Origin of the sequence: Rhodanobacter sp. OR92 (assembly GCF_000427545.1) — a bacterium.
Lineage (GTDB): Bacteria > Pseudomonadota > Gammaproteobacteria > Xanthomonadales > Rhodanobacteraceae > Rhodanobacter > Rhodanobacter denitrificans.
In genome coordinates this window covers 23975-39355 of sequence record NZ_KE386556.1, presented here as the reverse complement: position 1 = coordinate 39355, position 15381 = coordinate 23975, and the positions used below count along the sequence as shown (strand labels likewise).

The 15381-nt window shown below is 61.0% G+C and carries 9 protein-coding genes, 1 pseudogene and 1 other annotated feature; of the genes and pseudogenes, 3 read left to right on the top strand and 7 right to left on the bottom strand.

What is annotated here, in order from left to right:
- The first annotated feature begins 84 nt into the window (after positions 1–84).
- From RHOOR92_RS18790 to RHOOR92_RS0111910, 3 genes are all read left to right on the top strand, one after another.
- Positions 85–639 (top strand): RNA polymerase sigma factor, encoded by a 555-nt coding sequence (locus RHOOR92_RS18790; RefSeq protein WP_051281200.1) that lies wholly within the window; start codon positions 85–87, stop codon positions 637–639.
- Positions 636–1688: a FecR family protein gene (locus tag RHOOR92_RS19035; protein WP_051281198.1), complete on the top strand. Its 1053-nt coding sequence runs from the start codon at positions 636–638 to the stop codon at positions 1686–1688. Before RHOOR92_RS18790 ends, RHOOR92_RS19035 begins: the two co-directional genes overlap by 4 nt.
- A 273-nt stretch (positions 1689–1961) precedes the next feature.
- Positions 1962–3193 (top strand): IS3 family transposase gene (locus tag RHOOR92_RS0111910; RefSeq protein WP_155950243.1). Its coding sequence is split into 2 segments (ribosomal slippage): positions 1962–2241 and positions 2241–3193, totalling 1233 coding nucleotides; the frame shifts between segments, so codons are not numbered across the junction.
- Positions 2240–2356: a sequence feature (AL1L pseudoknot), on the top strand. It overlaps the preceding gene by 117 nt.
- A gap of 42 nt (positions 3194–3235) precedes the next feature.
- Here RHOOR92_RS0111910 and RHOOR92_RS18780 read toward each other — a convergent pair.
- The 7 genes and pseudogenes from RHOOR92_RS18780 to RHOOR92_RS0111880 all read right to left on the bottom strand — a co-directional run bounded on the left by RHOOR92_RS18780 (position 3236) and on the right by RHOOR92_RS0111880 (position 15337).
- A complete protein-coding gene (locus RHOOR92_RS18780) occupies positions 3236–5401 on the bottom strand; it encodes an Atxe2 family lasso peptide isopeptidase (protein WP_155950242.1) in 2166 nt (721 codons plus the stop codon).
- A 10-nt stretch (positions 5402–5411) separates the two neighbouring features.
- Complete coding sequence (locus RHOOR92_RS0111900) at positions 5412–8075, bottom strand: TonB-dependent receptor (protein WP_231378381.1); 2664 nt, start codon at positions 8073–8075, stop codon at positions 5412–5414.
- A gap of 163 nt (positions 8076–8238) precedes the next feature.
- Positions 8239–9240, bottom strand: coding sequence for a FecR domain-containing protein (locus RHOOR92_RS0111895; RefSeq protein ID WP_027490309.1), 1002 nt, complete (start codon positions 9238–9240; stop codon positions 8239–8241).
- Positions 9241–9335: 95 nt separating this feature from the next.
- Positions 9336–9920 (bottom strand): sigma-70 family RNA polymerase sigma factor, encoded by a 585-nt coding sequence (locus RHOOR92_RS0111890; protein WP_196802021.1) that lies wholly within the window; start codon positions 9918–9920, stop codon positions 9336–9338.
- A gap of 184 nt (positions 9921–10104) precedes the next feature.
- A pseudogene (locus RHOOR92_RS19340) lies at positions 10105–10272 on the bottom strand (DUF3363 domain-containing protein); the annotation flags it as partial.
- Positions 10273–10371: 99 nt separating this feature from the next.
- A complete protein-coding gene (locus RHOOR92_RS18775) occupies positions 10372–12477 on the bottom strand; it encodes an Atxe2 family lasso peptide isopeptidase (protein WP_231378380.1) in 2106 nt (701 codons plus the stop codon).
- A gap of 238 nt (positions 12478–12715) precedes the next feature.
- Entirely contained in the window at positions 12716–15337 is a 2622-nt protein-coding gene (locus RHOOR92_RS0111880; protein WP_231378379.1) for a TonB-dependent receptor, read from the bottom strand.
- Positions 15338–15381: the final 44 nt, after the last annotated feature.

Here is a 15381-nt window from a genome sequence, read left to right as displayed (position 1 = left end):
TGCAATCGGGTTGCTTCGTCGCCACTTGCGACACTGCCGGACCACGCGTAGCGTCGCCCCCTATTACCGCATTCCAGCGCCGCCATGCCGGACATTACGACGAATCACATCGCGCCTGGTGAGGAGGATACCGATGCCGGACAAGGCATCGACCTGCTGGCATGGCGCTATCGAAGCTCGCTGGTGCGCTATTTCCTGCTGCACCTGGGCAGCAGGGAAGATGCGGAGGATCTGACTCAGGAAGTGTTTGTGCGTTTCGCGCAGCAGAAATCCACGCAGCCGATCGCCAATTTCGAGGCATTCCTGTTCCGCATTGCCGCCAACCTGTTGCGGGATCGTTTCCGCCGCAACAAGACGCATCACGTGCAATCGCACTTCCCCATCGACGAATGCACCAGCGAGCAGCTGGGTGAGGCACCTTCCGAAGAGCGCGTCTGCGAAGAGCAGGAGCAACTGCGCGCTTTTCTGCAGGCACTGGAGGAGTTGCCGCCGAAGTGCCGGGCGGTGTTCCTGCTGCAACGCTACGAGGGCATGAGCTACAGCGCCGTCGCGCAGCATCTGGGTGTCAGCGTGAGCGCGGTGGAAAAACACATGATGAAAGCGCTGCTGCATTTTGACACGCGACTGGATAGGACATGAAGACGGACGAACTGCACATCGCGAGCGTGGGCGACCCGGCGCGGCACGAAGCCGCCGCCTGGTTCGCGCGATTGCGCGCGGATGACGTCAGCGAGCGAGAACGTGATGAGTTCCAGCGCTGGCTGGCGGACAACAGTCGCCATCGTGTGGCCTATGAGCGACTGGAAGCCCTGTGGTCCAGCCTTGGCGCACATGCCGACCGGCCCGAGATCGGCAGAGCGTTGCGCGACAGCCAGCTGTTGCGGAGGCACTCCACCCGGACACAAAGGCCACGCCGCCAACAGGCGCCGGCGTGGCTTGCCGCTGCGGCATTGCTGGTCGTGGTGCTTGCCGGAAGCTGGTTCGCGTGGCGCGCGCAACAGGCTGACGTGCGCACCTACGCCACGGACGTCGGCGAACGGCGCACGCTGATGCTCGAAGACGGCTCGCGCGTCACGATGGATACCGATACGCAGCTATCGGCGTCGTTCTCGGCAAAATCGAGACGGCTGGTACTGGAAAAGGGGCGCGCCTTCTTCCATGTAGCCAAGGATGCCGGGCGACCGTTCCTGGTGACGGCACAAGGCGGCGTGGTGCGGGCGGTCGGCACCCGGTTCGATGTCTACGAGCACGACGACGTGGTCGAGGTCACTCTGGTCGAAGGTCGTGTCGAGGTTACTCCCGAAAGCGGCCAGCAAGATCCTCACGAACTCCCGACGACCATGACGGCCGGGCAGCGCCTGCTGATGGGCAAGAGGTACGCTACGCCCGTGATCGAATCCGCCAACACCGGAACAGCCGTCGCATGGCTTTCCGGCAAGCTGGTATTCAACGACACGCCGCTGCCCGCGGCCGTGGCCCAGTTCAACCGGTACACCACTTCCAAAATCGTTATCGGTGATGCTGCAGTCGGGCAACTGCGCGTCAGCGGGGTGTTCCGCGACGACAGCAGCCACGCCTTCATCGACGCGTTGCGCAGCTCCTATGGCATATCCATCAGTCAGGGCAACGCAGGGGGCCTGACACTGCTCTCCGGAAAAGCGGTGAAGCAGCGTGCTTCCCATGAGTGAGCGATACCTCGTCTGATCAACGCCCACACCGAATCGCCCTTGATCGAGATGCAGAGCGAGGAGTATCTGGCGTTGACGCATCCGGCGGAGTGAGCCCCCGACTCGCCGGAGACGAACGGTTCAGGAGCCCGCACGGACAAAGGCCAAGGTGAGATCGGAGTGACCTCACTTGGCACGAATACTTTTCAAATTCCGCACTTGATCCAGGCGCCTCTGATCGAATTGAATCGCCCCGGGTTTTGAGGAGGCTCCAACTCTTGAGAAGATGGAGCCATGAACAAGTCGAACAAGTTCTCACCTGAGGTCCGCGAGCGAGCCGTACGCATGGTGCAAGAGCATCGGGGAGAGTATCCATCGCTGTGGGCCGCCGTGGAATCGATGGCGCCGAAGATCGGCTGCGTGCCGCAGACGTTGCTGGGCTGGGTGCAGCGGCACGAGATCGACACTGGCGTGCGCGATGGCGTGACCACGGCCGAAACGCAGCGCGTCAAAGAGCTTGAGCGTGAGGTCAAGGAGCTGCGTCGAGCCAACGAGATCCTGAAGCTGGCGAGTGCTTTTTTCGCCCAGGCGGAGCTCGACCGCCGACTCAAGTCCTGAGGGACTTCATCGACGAACATCGAGGTACCTTCGGGGTCGAGCCGATCTGCAAGGTTTTGCGGATCGCCCCGTCGGCCTATCGGCGCCATGCGGCGCTCCAGCGCGAGCCGCAACGACGTTGTGCCCGAGCCCAGCGCGATGAAATGCTGGTGCCAGAGATCGAACGTGTCTGGAGAGGCAACATGCAGGTCTACGGTGCGGACAAGGTCTGGCGGCAGCTGGCACGCGAAGGAATGCCGGTAGCGCGGTGTACGGTGGAGCGCTTGATGCGGCGACAAGGCCTGCGCGGCGTCATGCGCGGCAAGGTGGTGCGCACGACGGTCAGCGATGGCAAGGCGCCGTGCCCGATGGACAAGGTCAACCGGCAGTTCAAGGCCGATCGACCGAACCAGCTCTGGGTCTCGGACTTTACGTATGTGTCGACGTGGCAGGGCTGGCTGTACGTGGCCTTCGTCATCGACGTGTTCGCACGTCGCATCGTGGGCTGGAAAGTCAGCAGTTCAATGCGTACCGATTTCGTCCTTGATGCTCTGGAACAAGCGCTGTACGCGCGACAACCGGAGCGCGACAACGGCTTGGTGCACCATTCGGACCGAGGCTCGCAATACGTCAGCATTCGATACACCGAACGCTTGGCGGAGGCCGGCGTCGAACCGTCCGTCGGCAGCAAGGGCGACAGCTATGACAATGCCTTGGCCGAGACGATCAACGGGCTCTACAAGGCCGAGCTGATTCATCGCCGTGCGCCCTGGAAGACTAAGGCTACAGTAGAGCTGGCCACGCTGGAATGGGTGGCCTGGTTCAACCACCATCGACTGCTCGAACCCATCGGCTATATCCCGCCGGCCGAGGCCGAGGCAAACTACTACCGGCAACTCGCCCGTCAGCCAGCGACCGTGATGGCCTGACTTAAACCCAACAGCCTCCACGAAACCCGGGGCTATTCAAATTCAGCCGCCAGAACGAGCGCTACCCGGCACCGATTTCGCCGATACCGCGTCTCTCATCTCTCGCCAATGCGCGTATTGCTGCTTCTTGACGGGATTCGGGTCTTCATACCCTTGCAGCCAGAAGCGGAACCAGTCGACGTTGCGCTCGTACACAGCAAGCTTGTGTTTCGGTTTGAACTTGATGTGCGGTTCGTCAGGGAACACATACATGTCCGCTCGCCCCATCCGGATAAGTGGAAGCGTATATTCCACCGCCATCAGGTACTCCTGCTCCGGCATCTGGAAAAGAACTGGTGCTCTGACCTTATCCAGATGAAACACCGGCGACATCATCCGCCATCGTTTGGGGCTCTCTTCAAGCGATCCGAGTTGCCAGTTCCGCCTTACTCCATCGCGAAAGCCCTCTCTAAGGCTGTTGAACAAGTACCAGTTTGGGGTAAGCGATGGCGACGAAATCGAGGCTGCGGACAGCAGGTCGGATCGCATCAGCGTCCACATCGTCACCTCACTTCCGAAGCTCAGGCCACCCATGCCAACCCTGGAGGGATCAATGCGACCGCTTCTGGCAAGCGCATCCACCGCGCCCTTGACCGCCGAAAGGCCCTGATCGTAGTACCTGACGACATCAAGATAGCCAGGATTCCCATTGATACACAGTGCGGAAATTCCATAGCCTGCAAGTGTTGTCAACGGCCACTCGTCCCCAATGCCACCACGCAAGAACCCATCACAACTGTAGTAAGTCACGAACAATGGAGCACGGGTCGAACCGGTTGCCTCAAACAGCCAGCCGGAAAACTCCTCTCCACTCTCACCCCTCCATCGAAGCAACTTAGCGGGCATCGTCGCAGCAATGTCCGATGCCAGCGCCACGTTCGGATCGAATAACAGTGTTCGTTGACCGGTCTCGATATCGATCGCCTCAAGACGCGGGGGACGGTCAGCTTCTGCAGTGACGCACACCAGCGCATCAGCAGAGACGCCGCAAGGGACATCCTGGAATCCCTGTTGAGTGCTATCTCCTCCGAGCAACCCCCGGGACCGGACAACCATTTCAACCACGCCTTGCTTGACGTCCCACCTGTAGATCGACTGCGCCCTCCCCTCGTGCCGGTCCGTGATGGTGAACATCACCTCGTTGCTTTCCGGGCGCCATTGGAGCCCCGTGATGTTCTTGCCCGTGCACAAAGGGTCCCGGCACTTCACTGCCTTGCCGGACTTCGAGTCTGGCAGCACGGAGAGTTCGACATCCGGCTTGGCAAACCGCTCTGCCGCATCCCCTACCCTTGTCAGGAGAGCGATGCGATCGTCGTCCGGATTCTTCGCCCATTTCCAAGGCTTCACGTGCTCCAGCATCTTCTTGATCGGCGTCATCCGTACGGATGTCTCGGATCGGTCGGCGTCCCGTTTCTTAAGTGTGTCGAGGTCCACTTCTTTCCACCGGCTTGCCACCTTGCTCAGCAACGGACCTGGTTCAAACCACTTCCCCACAAAGCGCTGGGTGGTCGGCCGCCCTTGCACCTGACTCGAACGAAACAATCCAGCCCCGATGAAAATGGTGTCGTCGATGTGCACTCCACGGTCGTACTCCGCCTGCTCCGCAGCAACGATCTCTTCCCGGGTGGCACCCACGCTGTATCTCAGGACGGTTCCATCCCTGCTCAGCTCGAAGTCCCGAACGTCCGCCGGATCGGACGTTATGGGCACAGCACCTGCCCCATCTACGGCGGCACGCCATACCTCGACTTTTCCGTCGACGAGCGCACGGTAAAGGATGGCACGGCCATCAGGCGTCCAGACCGGGATCATGGGAATCGAAAGCCCGGTCGAATAGTCGCGAAGCGGCGTCCCCCCATCTGCGATACGCCGCGGTGGCGCGCTCCCACCCAAGCGCTGGATGTACCAGAACGTGTCATAGCGGTTGCGCTCGGTCGATGCCTGCTGCAACCGAAAAGCAACGCTCTGTCCGTCCGGTGAGACGACAGGTCCAGCGATGTCTGCGACTTCCAGCAATCGCTTTGGTGAGATATGCGCTGGATGAGCCGCGACAACGAAGGAAAGCAACGACACACACAGCAGTACGCCTTGCCCCACACCCCGGCTGATGCGGCTTTTGGATGGCTCCATCCGCGCATCGACATCGATCGAGCTCGCACTGTTGATCATGCTGGCAGCCTCACCAATGCTTGGACAACGCGATGCTCAGGAACCGGCCGATCGCCGAGTAGTTCGTCGAGTCGTATGGGACATCGGTCATCGCGACGGGGGCATACAGTGGAGGCGCCCTGTTGAGCAGATTCTGGCCGATGAGCGAGAGTTCGAGCCCCGACCATGGGCTATCGCGTCCGCCGAAGGCGTAGCGGATCGTCGCGTCGAACGTAGTGAATGAAGACGTCCTCTTGCCCGAGGTACGATCGGTCACACCATCGACATAGTTCGCAAATGCTGATGCCGTAACTCCGCCGTTGGCCCAGACGGCACCCAGGCGGGCATTGACCTTCGCGGGGTAGAAGATGGTGCCCGCCAAGTCGAAGGGAGGTTGGTTTGCGGTGTTTCTTTGCGAACTGTCCAGCCAGCTTGCCGAACCACGAAGAGTCAGCCTTCCCGTACCCAGATCCATCCGGTACGTCCCGGTCAGATCGACACCATCGATACGCTGCCGCGTTGCATTGGCATACTGGCCGTATGCAATGGCCACCACCTTTCTGGGGTCGTAATCAGCGCCGGCGTAGTTGTAAAACGCCTGAGAGTAGGTGGCCAGAACCGCTGCCAGATCTTCAGCACTTGGCGAGTACTGAATGAAGTCAGCAAGCGCGGGATTGCTTAAGCTCTGGCTGTACACCGGAAGCGGACGAACTACGCGCTGGTCATAGTTGATGCGGAACCACGTCAGCTCTGCGTCGAGCGCGGGCAGCGCTGCCGGATGGAAGGCCAAGGAGGTCGTAAGGGTATTTGCGCGCTCCGGCTTGAGCTCCGGGTTCCCGCCGAACGCCATCAGCACTGTGGCGTCGGAGGGGTACCCTGCCCCACCTACCGCGCTGGCCGTCCAAAGACCCGCAATCCGGTTTGCGTACAACTGGCTCAGCATGGGCGCCTTGAACGATTTACCCCAGGACGCCTTCAAGGTGAAATCCGCGCCAGGACCGTAGATCAGCCCAAGCTTGGGGGTGGTAACGCTGCCGAAGCTGTCGTAGTTTTCTCTGCGCAATGCGGCGGAAATCACCAGCCTACGGGCACCGGCGACATCCATGTCCGGGCCGACGAGCGGCAGATTCAGTTCGCCATAGACGTGGCGGCTGCCCTGCCGTCCGCCCTCGCGTGAGCCACTCAGGTAGGAGACATCTTCGTATCGGCTCTTTAGGCTTCCTGCACCAACAGCCAATCGCGCGTCGCCACCTGGCAACGTAAACAATGGGCCTTCCGCTCCCGCCTCAAGCGATTCGCTGTCATTGCAATAGCAGGAGTGAACCTCAAGGGTCGGCGCATCCGTCCCTGCGGTCACCATCTGTGTCCTGTTGATGTTCCTGTCCCTGCCCCACGCTGCCCCAACAGACCCTACCCAGTCGCCGGGAAGGTCAAACTCGACACTCGGCGCCACCGATGTCGTGGTGGTGTCAAAGAAGTTCTCGTAGTAGAACGCGCCGTAGTTCTGGAACCAGGTCTGCTTCCGTTTCGTCCTGAACGCATCCAGCTGGAACTCGACGCGATCGCTCAAGGCCTGATGGATGCTGAGCAGGCCGCTGTGGAGTTCACTTCCAGGATAAAGAACGAACGGCTCGTCCATGTACGCCGTGTAGCCGCGTTGGTCCGCACGAATCGGATCAACCGTGGTGTTCTTGTATGTCGCTATCAACCCACCACTCGCCCAGGCTGTGCCAGCAACTGCGGTGTAGTCCCTAGTCGTCAGGCCGCCATCCGTTGATCCACCGTAACGGGTCCCGACGGTCAGTCCGTCGAAGTCGCGCTTGAGCACCACGTTGCCGACGCCCGCAACCGCATCGGAACCGTAGATCGCCGATGCACCATCGGCGACGATATCAATGCGCTCCACTGCCTCGACCGGGATAGCACTGATGTCCACTGCCTGGCCGAAGCCGCTGTCAGGCAGACGCCGGCCATTCAACAGCGTCAGCGTGGCATCCGCACCGATTCCTCGCAGATTGAGGCTGGATCCGCCAGTAGCGTTCTGGTTGTAGACGTTTCCCGAGCCCGTCGCCGTCATGACGCCGGGGTTCTGCCCACCATTGAAGTTCTGAGGGATGTCGCGAATTACCTCGCCGAGGTCCGAGAAACCTTCCTCCCGCATCTGCTCGCTACCGATCGCGATGACCGGCGATGGCGTGGTGCCGCCGCGGATGCGGGTACCCGTGACAGTGACACTTTGCAGCGTGGTCGGCTCGGGCTTCTGCGCGGACTTCGTCGTCGGCTTGTGCGCAGGCCCTACAGCCTTCTGCGGAGCTGGCTTGGTCTTGCCCGACTGCCTGATCACAACCGTGGTGTCGTTGACGAAACCCCACTCCAGTCCGCTGCCCGCCAGCAGTTTCTGCAACGCTTCCCGCCATGTCTGCTGACCGCTTATGGCAGGCGCCGTCTTGCCGCCCACCAGTTCCGGCGAGTAGACGATCTGCAGCTTGCTCTGCGTCGCCAACTGGTTGAGCGCGTCGCCCAGGCTACCTGCGGTGATGCTGTAATCCTGCGGTGTCAACACCACGTTGCGCTGCTGTGCATGGGCTGCATTGCCGGCGGCGAGCGCGGCCAGCGCCATGAACAGCCCCACATGCAGGCGATGTCGCGCCGGAGTTCCCCGCTCCGCACGCTTGATGCTGGAATGACCTTTCATGTAATCCCCCATTGGGCAGGAACATCGGCCGCCAATAACCGCTGTCGTGCAGCGGGCATTGGGCCGTCGTGAACCTGTAATGCAGCAGGGTTGGGAAGACCCTACCTCTGGCGACACACGATACGTCGGTCCTTGCACAGAATGAGCGCGTGCTGCTCCCGAATCACTTGCGGGTCAGCACGATTTCGCCGGCGGCCGGGCGTTGGCTTGCATCTATCGACCAACCGTATTCCAGCGCCAGGGCGAAGGACTTCTGGTCCCCGGCCTTGAAGACGCCGCTGATGGGGACGTTCGCCAAGGCAGGGTCGCCCAGGCGCAGCTTGGTGCTGGAGTAGCGGTTCATTTCCGCCACCACGGCATCCAGTCGCCACGCCTTCACGACCAGGTTGCCTCCGGTCCAGCCACGCGCATTGGCCAGTTCGCTTTCGGATACGGCCTGCAGCGCACCGAGTCGGCCTGACGGTTCGATGGCGATGCGCTCGCCCGGTCGCAGCGTAGCCGAGCGATTGGAGTCTTGCGCGTTGGCTGCAACCACTACCTGGCCCTGCAGGAGCGTCACGACGCTGTTGCTTTCCCCGACGCGAACCTGGAAATGGGTGCCGGTCGCGGTTACCGAGCCATCACCGACATGCACGACGAAGGGTCTGGCCGTGTCGTGCCGCACCTCGAAGTCGGCGCGCCCGCGTTGCAGGGTCAGGTTGCGCGCGCGCTTGTCGATCTGCACGAGCAGTTCGCTGTCCGTATCCAATACCACCTTGGATCCATCGGCGAGGGCGACGGTGCGCTGTTCCCCCAGCACGGTCGCATAGCGAATCGCCGCAGCATCCCTTGGCATGAACACCCACAGCAATGCGGTAATCACCAACACCAGCGAGGCCGCAGCCGCCAGAGCTGGCCACCAGCGCTGATGGTGGGGCCTGCCCAGCCGCACGGCCGGGCGCATGGCCTCCTGCAGCGCGGCGACGATGACAGGATCCTCACGCAGACCAACGCTGCGCTCCCAGACGTCCGCGACCTGACGATAGGCTGCATCGTGCAGCGGACTGGCCGCGCGCCAGCGGTTGAACGCGGCATGCTCCAGCTCATTGCAATCGGGCGCGAGCAATCGCGCGAACCATTGCTGCGCGGCAGTGCGAATTTCGGTATCGGCGGATGTCGTCGTCATGGGTTTTCGGTCATCTGCTGCCATGGCGGATCCTGCACCGACTTGCAGCCTGTACGACAAGCCGGGCCCCCGTCATGGATGACTGTGCACGATATCTACAATGCATCAGCGTTCCCCGACCCCACCCTGCTACATAGCGCCGCCAGCGCCTTCGTCATGTGCTTCTCGACGGTTTTCACGGATATGTCGCAGTGGCTGGCGATCTGCGCATAGGTCATGCCCTGCATACGACTGAGCAGGTATACCTGTCGACAGCGTATAGGCAGCGACATGACCGCATCGCGCAACCATGCCTGCTGCTGCTCGCGCTCGATCAGTTCTTCCTGTGTCGGCTCACCGGAGACCAGCTCCACATCGTCCAGCGATATCTGCCGGCTAACCCGGCGAACGCTGCCGCGGCGAAACTGTTCGTTGGCCACGTTGATGGCGATGCGATAGAGCAATGGCTTCCACGACGCGTCGGGCTCGGTCTCGCGATAGCGCATCAGGCGCATCAGGCTTTCCTGGGCGGCATCCTTGGCATCTTCCTCATTGGCGACGCGCAGACGCAGGAAGTGCAGCAGGCCGCTGTAATGCTCGCGCGAAAATGTCTCGAAGCTGCGCATCCGCTCATGCGGCTCCTCCTCCGTCACCGGCAGGTCTCGTGGCATTTTCAGGAAACTGTCGAAGCCGTGGGCCATGCCAAGCATCACCCCATACCTTGCGTGAACGATCTATATCCCTGCGGCCAGCACCGTGCAAGATGCACTGACCAAGGGACAATAGGACTGAAATGCGCTGGCGCTGGAATACCCTACCTCGTCCGAAGGAATCCCTTGGAACTTGGCAGTGAAGTGGGTCGGCTGGAGCCCACCGTTATGAGCATCAGTGTGCTGGCCCACGGCGGCTACCACCCGGACACTTGCGGCACAGCACGGCACTGACCGATTGACCCAGTCGCCGTTCAATCATCGACTTCCACGGAATCAGGCTGAATCCCATACCGTCGTCCAGCATGGCGAAGCGGCCACTGGCCGGAAGCACGCTGTACCTGATCGGTTCGTCCGCAACGGACGAACCGATGGTCAGAGTGATCTTCTCGGCGCGAAGACTTTCAAAGCCCAAACTTGATTCAGGTGCTTCTGTCCAAATTCAACCACCCGAGTGAGCGGCACTCCATGCTGCCCTGGTCGATATCGCGTCTCTCATCTCCCGCCAATGCGCGTATTGCTGCTTCTTGGTGGGATTCGGGTCTTCGTACCCTCGCAGCCAGAAGCGGAACCAGTCCAGGTTGCGCTCGTAAACAGCCAACTTGTGCCGGGGTTGGAACTTCTGATGCGGCTCATTCGGAAATACATAGACATCGGCTAGGTGCGCCCGGATCAATGGCACCGCGTAGTCGAGCGAGAAGTTGTATTCTCGTTCTGACATCTGCATCAACACCGGCACCCTTATCCGCCCAATGTTGTAGAAAGGCGAGAGCAGCCGCCAACGCTTCGGCGTCTCCTCGAGAGAGCCGAGTTGCCAGTAGCGCCTTATTCGCGAGAACTGTGCGTCGCCCCACAAACTGTACAAAAGGTACCCTAACGGAGACCAAACCGGGTTGCTAACCGAGATCGCACGAGGTATCCGCGAGTTCATCGCGGTCCACATGGCCACCTCTGCGCCGAAACTCAGCCCGCCTACCCCTACTTGCGCCGGGTCGATGTCACCACGCGAAGCCAAGTATTCGGTCACACTCTCGATCGCGGCACGGCCTTGCCCGAAACGTTTGACGGCATCCTCCTGCAAGGGCGAAGCGTTGATGCACAATGCCGCAATGCCATTTTCGGCCAGCGTGGCAAGTGGCCATTCATCCCCCATGCCACCACGCAGAAAGCCCGAGCATCGGTAGTAGACGATGAAGAGCGGGGGCGGCTTATGGCCTTTTGCCGTCGCAGGATAGAACTGTCCAGTGAAACGCGTCCCTTGGGCATCAGTCCAACTGATCGGAAGCACGGGAACGGACGCTGCCATGTCGTGTGCCAGGGCCACGTTCGGATCGAACAGGACGCTGCGTTGCCCCAATTCGAGATCGATTCTCTCAAGTCGAGGCGGATGATCCGCTTCCGCGGCGACACATACCAGCGCATCGGACGATACCCCGCACGGTCCCGGCTCCCAGCGTTCCCCCCCTCCGATCTGACCACGCGATTGCACCACGGGGCGCACAACGCCGCTAACGACGTTCCAGCGGAAAATCGACTGGCCGTTGTCCGGAGCCGTCACGGTGAAAATGATCTCGTCGCTCTCTGGTCGCCATACGATGTCGGTAATTCGCTTGTTGACGCACGCCTTCACTACGCACCTCACGGACTGGCTAGCGCTTCGTTTTGGCAGCATCGCCAAACCGAATGTCTGGCACCATGACAGGCCCTTCTGTTTACCCGAGCAGGTCAGAATGGCGATTCGTCCGTTACCGCGATCTTCCACGAGCTGCGAGGCCTTCCTAAACTTCGGCGAAAGATCGGAAGGTGTCAGCGGACTCGCAGGCACGTCACCCGATGGAATATCCTTCCTGACGCCCGTAGAAATATCGATCGCTTTCCAGCGATCAGGCACTTGGGACAGTAGCGGGACGAACTCCAGCCCACTGCCGCCGACGAGACGCTGCGTCGCCAAGCGCCCCTCGCGGTATCCCGAGCGGAACAGACTGTCTCCCAGCGGAACCGTTCGATCGATGTGTATACCATGATCGTACTCGGCCAGTTCCGCATTCACGACAGCTTCGCGTGTCGCACCGACACTGTACTTCAGCACCGAGCCGTCGGCACTCAGCGAAAATGCGCAGACATTTGCCGGATCATGCGTGACCGGCTCGGTGCGGGATCCATCCACCGCTGCGCGCCAGACCTCGACTCGACCGTCAAAAACCGCGCGATAGAAGATCCATTTCCCATCGGGCGACCACACCGCAGACTCATGCACGGACAGCCCACCGTTACCCCGCAACGGCGCACCGCCCTCCCCAAGACGTCGCGGGGATGATGTTCCATCGATCGGCTGGACGTACCAGACCGTGTCATAGGTATTCCGCTCGATGGACGCCTGCTCGGTCCGGAATGCAACTAGGCGCCCATCCGGGGAGACGGATAGATCCCCAAAGTCGACCACGTCCACAACCTGCCGGATGGAAACCGACGCCGTGCTCGGCGCAGACTTCGCACACGGCGCATGGACAACCAGACCCAACAAGACAACCAATTCGACAGCACGCACGAACCTCACAGCGATTACTCTGTACACAGCCACCACCTCATTTGTTTGCAAAGCACCTTCACCTTCATTTAGTGATGGTGGATTTCATCCTGTGCTCGCGCTGGCGCTGCGGATCCGATACTTCGGCATCGATGTATCCCCTCCCCTTTCGGCCGGTGAGATGCCTCCTGCTTGATGCAGTGTCAGCACGCCTCTCCGACGAGTTCAGTAGCGCCCATCCCCATGTCTGGCGATGGCATCACCAGTGTTTCGACACCGAAAGACTCAGGAAACGTCCCACCGCCGAATAATTGGTCGAGTCGTAAGGCGTATAGGTCAACGAGGTGACGGCGTACAACGGCGGCGCACGATTGAGCAGATTCTGTGCCGACAACTCCAACGCCAGGTTCGACCATGCGTCATCGCGCACACCGGTGTCGTAGCGCAGCGTGGCGTCGAAGGTGATAAATGAGGCGCCCTTCCTGCCATCCGCGGTGTCAGTCACTCCGCTCTTGTAGTTTCCGAACAGCGAAGCGGTGAAGCCGCCCTGCTGCCAGACCGCCCCAATTCGACTGCTGAGTCTGGCCGGATAGAACAGCGTCCCGGCCAAGTCATAAGGATTTTGTGCTGCTGTCAAAGCCTGAGCACTGTCCAACCAACTGGCTGAGCCGCGTACCGTCAGCCGCCCTACGCCCAAGTCGAACCGGTACGCCCCTGACAGATCGACCCCTTTGATCCGCTGTCGGGCTGCATTGACATACCGGCTATCGACGATCGCTACGACCTTGCTGGCGTCGTAAGGTGTGCCAACGAGGTTGTAGAAGTTGCTGGCGTTTGCAACCGCCTCAGTCAGCACTGCCTCGGCAGGATCGTAATGGACGAAATCCGCGTAAATCGGATTGCCGAACACATTGTAAGAGGTGATCGGTTGCAGAACCCGCTCGGTGTAGTCGATATCGAACCAGGTCAACTCCGTTTCGAGCTGGGGCAATGCCTCCGGGTGGAATGCCAGCGAGGCACTCCATGTCCGGGCCCGTTCCGGGCGCAAGTCCGCATTGCCGCCCGACAGCCATAACGCCGTGGCATCCGTGGGATAACCGGCGCCAAATGTCGACGCAGGGTAGTAGATGGCGGTCTGGGTGGAATAGTGCTGATAAAGCGTAGGGGCCTTGAATGACTCGCCCCATGAGGCCTTCAAGGAGAGATCGGCACTGGGTGAATAGATCACACCGAGCTTGGGCGTGGTCACCCTTCCGTAATCGCCATCCTCGGTGCGGACAGCGCCCGTCAGCTCGAGTTGCTCGATCCCGCCGATGCCCTGCTCCGGACCCACCAACGGCAGGTTCAACTCGGCATAGGCAAAGCGGCTACTCTGGTCGCCATTGGCCTTGATCGTGTTGCCGTACTGGAAGAGGAAGTTGTTGTATCGATAGCCTGCACCAGTAGCCAGCCTTGCTTCACCACCCGGCAGCGTGAACAACGGCCCTTCCGCATCGATCTCGTAAATCAGGCTCTTGTTCCTGTAAGCAATGAGGTGGCTGGGAGTGATTGCTCCGCTTGCGCTGTTCACCGTCGGTTGAGCTAAAGACGTCTTGTCTTTCCCCACGGCCCCGCTGAGCGTGAGCGTCCAGTCGCCCGGCAGCCATATTTCGAGACTGGGCGCCAGCAGGGTGGTCTTCGTCTCTACGTTGGCGGGGGTGTAAATGCCGGGGTACGCCTCCGCTGTGTAACTGTTCCGGTCATTCTCGAGCGCGTCCAGATGCAGTTCGACGGCATCTCCCAGTGACTGATGCAGACTGAACAAGCCGCTGCGCAGGTCGTTGCCCTGCCAAAGCGTCGAAGGCCGGTACATCGATTGGGTGTAGTCACGCTGGTCCGAGTAGATCGGATCGTTGGAGGTTTTCTCCCCTGCCACGATCAAGCCGCCCGTGGTCCAGGTGGTGCCAGCGGTGGCGTTGTACTCGCGCGTGATCAGCCCGCCGTCGGTGGCACCACCATAGCGCGCGCCCACGGTCACGCCGTCGAAGTCCCGCTTGAGGATCACGTTGGCTACGCCACCCACCGCATCGGAGCCATAGATGGCTGATGCGCCGTCGGGGACGATCTCGAGACGCTCCATCGCCTCAACCGGAATGGCGCTGATATCGACCGCCTGTACAAAGCCGCCGTAGGACATGCGATGGCCATTGAGCAGGGTCAGGGTCGCATCCGGCCCCAGCCCGCGTAAATTCGTGCCCGTGCCGCCTGTGATGTTTTGATCACTGATCCCCCCCGTAACTGCGCCTGCTTGCACCCCCGGATTCTGTCCCCCGGAAAAGTTCTGCGGCACGCTGCGGATGACCTCGCCAAGATCCGTGAAACCCTCCTCCTGCATCTGCTCGCTGCCGATCGAGATCACCGGCGACGGCGTGGTGCCGCCGCGGATGCGCGTACCCGTAACGGTGACACTTTGCAGCGTGATCGACTCAGGCTTCTGATCGGATTTCTCCGTCTGTTTATGCGGAGACGCGGCAGGTTTTGTGGCCTTGCCAGACCGCCTGATAACAACCGTGGTGTCGTTGACGAAACCCCACTCCAATCCGTTGCTCGTCAGCAACTTCTTCAAAGCTTCACGCCATGTTTGCTGGCCGCTGATCGCCGGTGCCGTCTTGCCGCGCACCAGTTCCGACGGATAGATGATCTGCACCTTGCTCTGGCTGGCGAGTTGATCCAGCGCATTGGCCAGATCGCCCGCGGAAATGACATAGACCTGCGGTGCATCGTTGCGCTGCGCCCAGGCCGGCGCGGTACATGTCACCAGCGCCAGCAACAGCGCGCCGCACAGCGTGCGGCGCATCGGTGCCGAACGCTGCCCGCAAACATTCCCCTGCCGTGCCTTCATCGAATCTCCCCCGTATCAGGTTATGGTGTGCACCCGCTCTGATG

Excerpts from the sequence above, each read along its gene's own strand:
- RHOOR92_RS18780 (WP_155950242.1), bottom strand. The coding sequence starts at position 5,401 with ATGATCAACAGTGCGAGCTCGATCGATGTCGATGCGCGGATGGAGCCA.
- RHOOR92_RS19035 (WP_051281198.1), top strand. The coding sequence starts at position 636 with ATGAAGACGGACGAACTGCACATCGCGAGCGTGGGCGACCCGGCGCGG.
- RHOOR92_RS0111890 (WP_196802021.1), bottom strand. The coding sequence starts at position 9,920 with ATGGCCCACGGCTTCGACAGTTTCCTGAAAATGCCACGAGACCTGCCG.
- RHOOR92_RS18790 (WP_051281200.1), top strand. The coding sequence starts at position 85 with ATGCCGGACATTACGACGAATCACATCGCGCCTGGTGAGGAGGATACC.
- RHOOR92_RS0111880 (WP_231378379.1), bottom strand. The coding sequence starts at position 15,337 with ATGAAGGCACGGCAGGGGAATGTTTGCGGGCAGCGTTCGGCACCGATG.
- RHOOR92_RS0111895 (WP_027490309.1), bottom strand. The coding sequence starts at position 9,240 with ATGACGACGACATCCGCCGATACCGAAATTCGCACTGCCGCGCAGCAA.
- RHOOR92_RS0111900 (WP_231378381.1), bottom strand. The coding sequence starts at position 8,075 with ATGAAAGGTCATTCCAGCATCAAGCGTGCGGAGCGGGGAACTCCGGCG.